Annotated in this window: 6 protein-coding genes and 1 riboswitch; of the genes, 2 read left to right on the top strand and 4 right to left on the bottom strand. The window is 70.4% G+C overall.

The annotated features are described in order from the left end of the window. From PLL68_RS05205 to PLL68_RS05195, 3 genes are all read right to left on the bottom strand, one after another. Positions 1-830, bottom strand: an 830-nt coding sequence (locus PLL68_RS05205; protein ID WP_324532300.1) for a hypothetical protein, incomplete at its 3' end; no start/stop codon positions are given. Then, complete coding sequence (locus PLL68_RS05200; RefSeq protein WP_324532298.1) at positions 827-1114, bottom strand: hypothetical protein; 288 nt, start codon at positions 1112-1114, stop codon at positions 827-829. The genes PLL68_RS05205 and PLL68_RS05200, both read right to left, overlap by 4 nt. Positions 1115-1197: 83 nt before the next feature. Next, entirely contained in the window at positions 1198-2541 is a 1344-nt protein-coding gene (locus tag PLL68_RS05195) for a bifunctional o-acetylhomoserine/o-acetylserine sulfhydrylase (RefSeq protein WP_324532296.1), read from the bottom strand. 15 nt (positions 2542-2556) lie between these two features. Next, a riboswitch (SAM riboswitch) is annotated at positions 2557-2671 on the bottom strand. Positions 2672-2755: 84 nt separating this feature from the next. Here PLL68_RS05195 and mgrA point away from each other — a divergent pair. Together mgrA and PLL68_RS05185 are read left to right on the top strand one after the other, a co-directional pair. After that, complete coding sequence (gene mgrA, locus PLL68_RS05190) at positions 2756-3802, top strand: L-glyceraldehyde 3-phosphate reductase (protein ID WP_324532295.1); 1047 nt, start codon at positions 2756-2758, stop codon at positions 3800-3802. A gap of 12 nt (positions 3803-3814) precedes the next feature. Next, complete coding sequence (locus PLL68_RS05185) at positions 3815-4285, top strand: nitroreductase family deazaflavin-dependent oxidoreductase (protein ID WP_324532293.1); 471 nt, start codon at positions 3815-3817, stop codon at positions 4283-4285. A gap of 2 nt (positions 4286-4287) precedes the next feature. On the opposite strand, the gene PLL68_RS05180 is transcribed toward PLL68_RS05185, so the two are convergent. Next, the coding region (locus tag PLL68_RS05180; protein WP_324532291.1) for a hypothetical protein at positions 4288-4608 on the bottom strand (321 nt) is incomplete at its 5' end.

The raw sequence follows: 4608 nt of genomic DNA, 5'->3' as shown, positions 1-4608 counted from the left end.
TGGGTCGTGAGCCTGCGCGTGCGCGTGAAGACCGACCCGGATGCCGACTTCGTGGCCCCCGCGGTTCCCGCGATCTTGAGCGCCCCGGCCACATTGCCCGCGGCCGCGATCGCGACGGTGGTCCCGAGCTCGGGCCACGCCCCCTCCCCGTAGCCCACGAGCAACGCCGTGTCAGCAGCCACACTCAGGACATCACCGGCAGCGGCGACCGGACGCAGGTACGGGACCACCGTCGCCACCGTGCCCACCGCCGCCAGGTCGCGACCGACCGTCTGGCTCCCGGCCACCAGCCGGTAGAACGCCGAGTCGGTCACGGCATCCTGCGTCAGTGCTCGCACCGAGGCCGAGCACCGAGCATCCACCGCACGAAAGCGCTCCATGGCTGCGGCATGTCGGGCCCGGGCACGCTCCCTGATGCGCACCTGGTCACGCTGGAGGATGCGCACCGCCACGACGTCGGGCGAGGTCTCGTCCGCGCCGGCACTGATCAGGGCGTACGCCCGGTCCTCCAGCAACGCGTACGTGCCCTGAGCCTCGGAGTCGTCACGGATCGCCCCCTCGACGACCCGTTGCGCCTCCTCCATGGCATCGGCGATCTCGCGCAACGGCACCGCAGCGCCGCCGAGCCGCCGCGCCACGGCATCCAACAGCGGCGGCGCCTCAGCAAGCCTGGCCCCGAACGCCTCACCCGCTGAACTCACCCACGTCGCGCCACCCTTCAGCGCCACGAGCACGGTGGTGACGTCACCGACACGACGCGACGACGCGGTCAGCCGGTCGGCGAGGTCGCGCACGCCGCTCGGGCAGCCCGACAACGGTTCCAGGATCACGACTGGGCACCGCCGAACAGTCGCGTGACCCCGGCCTCGGTGTCGACGTACACGGTGCCGGCGGACACCGCCGCCTCCCCGAGCGACCCGAGCGCCCTCCCGAGCGCGATCCGCTGCCGGCGCCACCCCCCGAGCAGCTCCTCGACGGCAGGGCCGCACTCCCCCGGCCCGAGCACCATGCGCTCGAGCGACGGGTCCTGCATCAGCAGGAAGTCGGCGCCCACCTCGGTGAGCGACACCCCCAGCTCGGCCACCTGTGCCCCGTCAACCCGGATGATCGTCATGGCCACCACGGTAGGCGGCCATGACGATCAGCCCGGAAAGTTATCCACAGGCAGGCGAGGGGCCCGCCTGCGCGCGGTCCCGCCTACTCGGCGGCCGTGGCGGAAGCCCCGCCAGCAGCGGCGGCGAACCCGGCATCCAGGTCGGCGAGGATGTCCGCGATCGACTCCAGCCCGACCGCGAGGCGCACCAACCCGGGCGTGACGCCAGCGGCGAGGCGGTCCTCGTCGCCACCCTGGCTGTGGGTCGTGGATGCCGGGTGGATCGCGAGCGAGCGCACGTCACCGATGTTGGCGACGTGGCTGTGCAGCGTCAGCCCCTCGACGAAGCGCTGCCCCGCCTCGAGACCACCGGCGATCTCGAACGCGAGCACCGCACCGGCACCCTTGGGTGCGTACTTGTCGGCCAGCGCCTTGCTCGGGCTGCCGTCGAGCGAGGCCCAGCGCACCGACTCCACCTGCGGGTGGGCGGCCAGGTGGGCCGCCACCGCGCGAGCGTTCTCGATGTGCCGCTCGACGCGCAGGCTGAGCGTCTCGATGCCCTGCGCGATGAGGAAGGCGTTGAACGGCGAGATCGCCGACCCGAGGTCGCGCAGCAGCTGCACGCGCGCCTTGAGGATGTACGCGAGGTTCGCGCCGAGTGCACCGCCGACACCGAGGTCACGGGCGAACACCAGCCCGTGGTAGCTCTCCTCGGGCGTGTTGTAGTTGGGGAAGCGCTCCGGGTCCTGGCCGTAGTCGAAGGTGCCACCGTCGACGATGACACCGGCGATCGAGGTGCCGTGACCGCCGAGGTACTTCGTTGCCGAGTGGATGACGACGTCGGCGCCCCACTCCAGCGGGCGGATGAGGTAGGGCGTCGCGATGGTGTTGTCGACGACGAGCGGCACACCGGCCTCGTGGGCGACCCCGGCGACCCCGGCGATGTCGAGCACCTCGGCCTTGGGGTTGGCGATCGTCTCGGCGAAGAACGCCTTGGTGTTGGGACGCACGGCGTCGCGCCAGGCCTGCAGGTCGGCCTGGTCCTCGACGAAGGTCACGTCGATGCCGAGCTTCTTGAAGGTGTACTTCAGCAGGTTCACCGTGCCGCCGTAGAGCGCCGAGCTGGCGACGACGTGGTCACCGGCCTCGGCGATGTTGAGCAGGCCGAGCGTCGTCGCCGCCTGACCCGAGGAGACGAGGAGCGCCCCGACACCACCCTCGAGCGCGGCGATCCGCTGCTCCACGGCATCCTGCGTCGGGTTCATGATTCGGGTGTAGATGTTCCCGAACTCCTTGAGCGCGAACAGGTTTGCCGCGTGCGTGGTGTCGTTGAAGACGTAGGACGTCGTCTGGTAGATCGGCAGGGCCCGGGCACCGGTGGTGGGGTCGGGCGCCTGACCGGCGTGGATCTGCGTGGTCTCGAAACCCCACTGGGACGGGTCGGTCATGGCATTGCCTCTTTCAGCGAGCGCTTGCGAGTCGGCGGGCGCCGATCGCCAGGTCTTCACCCGGGGCACCCCACCGCGGGTGGAGGGTTGCCGGCCAGCGAGCCGGGGCTTGTCGCTGGCACTCATGACCTGCCGGGACTATACGACGGCATCCGGATGCCGGTCACGCGGCCCCCGCGTCCATCTCACCTCGCGAACGGGGCAGGATGGCTCCATGACCCTTCAGGCAGACGAGTACCAGGCCGCTCCCGGACGTTACGAGGCGGGGATGCCGTACCGCCGCGTCGGCCGCTCGGGGCTGGACCTCCCGGCGATCTCGCTCGGGCTGTGGCACAACTTCGGCGACGACGTGCCGCTGGAGCGCCAGCAGGCCACGCTGCGCCGAGCCTTCGACCGGGGCGTCACGCACTTCGACCTCGCGAACAACTACGGCCCGCCCTACGGCAGCGCCGAGCGCAACTTCGGGACGATCTTCGCCCGCGACTTCTCCCGCTACCGCGACGAGCTGATCATCAGCTCCAAGGCGGGCTACGACATGTGGCCCGGCCCCTACGGCCAGGGCGGCGGCTCGCGCAAGTACGTCATCGCGTCGTGCGAGCAGTCGCTCAAGCGCATGGGCCTGGACTACGTCGACATCTTCTACAGCCACCGTTTCGACGAGACGACTCCCCTCGAGGAGACCATGGGTGCGCTGGACTCGCTCGTGCGCTCTGGGAAGGCGCTCTACGTCGGCATCTCGTCGTACTCGGGTGAGCGCACCCGCGAGGCCGCGGCGATCCTGCGGGAGATGGGCACCCCGCTGCTCATCCACCAGCCGTCGTACTCGATGCTCAACCGCTGGATCGAGGAAGACCTGCTCGACGCGGCCGACGAGGTCGGCGCCGGGGTCATCGCGTTCTCGCCGCTCGCTCAGGGGATGCTGACGAACAAGTACCTGAGCGGCATCCCCGAGGGTTCGCGCGCGGCCCAGGGCAAGTCGCTCGACCCGGAGCTGCTCACCGAGGAGTCGCTGCGCCACGTGCGGGCGCTCAACGACATGGCGCAGTCGCGCGGGCAGTCGCTCGCCCAGATGGCGCTGGCCTGGGCGTTGCGCGACCCGCGGGTCACCTCGGTGCTCATCGGTGCGTCGTCGGTCGAGCAGCTCGACAACAGCCTGGATGCCGTCGGCAACCTGGACTTCACCGCCGACGAGCTCGCGCAGATCGACCAGCACGCGGTCGAGGCCGGCATCAACCTGTGGAAGACCTCGAGCGACAAGTGAGTTGAGCAGACCATGACCAACGACACCCAGACCACCAACACCGAGACCACCGACACCTACATCCCCAGCCCGTCGGACTGGGTCCGCGAGCAGGTCGAGACCATCGAGGCGACCGGGGACACCCGCTCGGTCGACATCATGGGCCTGCCCGTCGTCCTGCTGACGATGCGCGGCAAGAAGACCGGTGCGCTGCGCAAGGTTCCCCTCATGCGGGTGGAGCACGACGGGGTGTACGCCGCGGTGGCGAGCAAGGGCGGCGCTCCCGAGCACCCGCAGTGGTACGCGAACCTGCTGGCCAACCCGACCCTGACGCTCATGGACGGCACGGCCTCGTGGGATGCCGTCGCGCGCGAGATCACGGGCGAGGAGCGCGAGCTGTGGTGGGAACGCTGCGTCCAGGCGTTCCCGAACTACGCGGAGTACCAGACCAACACCGATCGGACCATCCCGGTGCTGCTGCTGGAGCCGGTGTCAGCGGGCTGAGCTCACGCAGGAACAGCGCGGTCGACCCGGCGGAACCACCAGAGGCCGAGCACGGGCAGCACGAGCGGGACGAACCCGTAGCCCTGACCGAAGTGTGACCACACGGTCTTGTCGGGGAAGGCGTCGGGCACGAGGAAGGACGCCGTCCCGACGACGAGCACGCCGACGAGCTCGACCGCGCAGGCGATGACTCCGACGCGCACCCACCGTCCGCCCCGGGCGAGGCACCAGGTGGCGAGCACGTAGACGGCCGCCGCGAGCGCCGAGAGCGTGTAGGCGAGCGGCGCCGCCCCGAAGTCGGTCGTGATCTGGAGGATCGAGCG

This window comes from Ornithinibacter sp. (genome assembly GCF_035443565.1).
GTDB lineage: Bacteria > Actinomycetota > Actinomycetes > Actinomycetales > Dermatophilaceae > Fodinibacter.
The sequence above is the reverse complement of the archived record's forward strand: the minus strand, read 5'-3'. Positions and strand labels throughout refer to the sequence as shown.

What these genes read in the sequence shown, in the direction of transcription:
- PLL68_RS05200 (WP_324532298.1), bottom strand. Translation starts at nt 1,114, where the DNA reads ATGACGATCATCCGGGTTGACGGGGCACAGGTGGCCGAGCTGGGGGTG.
- PLL68_RS05195 (WP_324532296.1), bottom strand. Translation starts at nt 2,541, where the DNA reads ATGACCGACCCGTCCCAGTGGGGTTTCGAGACCACGCAGATCCACGCC.
- mgrA (WP_324532295.1), top strand. Translation starts at nt 2,756, where the DNA reads ATGACCCTTCAGGCAGACGAGTACCAGGCCGCTCCCGGACGTTACGAG.
- PLL68_RS05185 (WP_324532293.1), top strand. Translation starts at nt 3,815, where the DNA reads ATGACCAACGACACCCAGACCACCAACACCGAGACCACCGACACCTAC.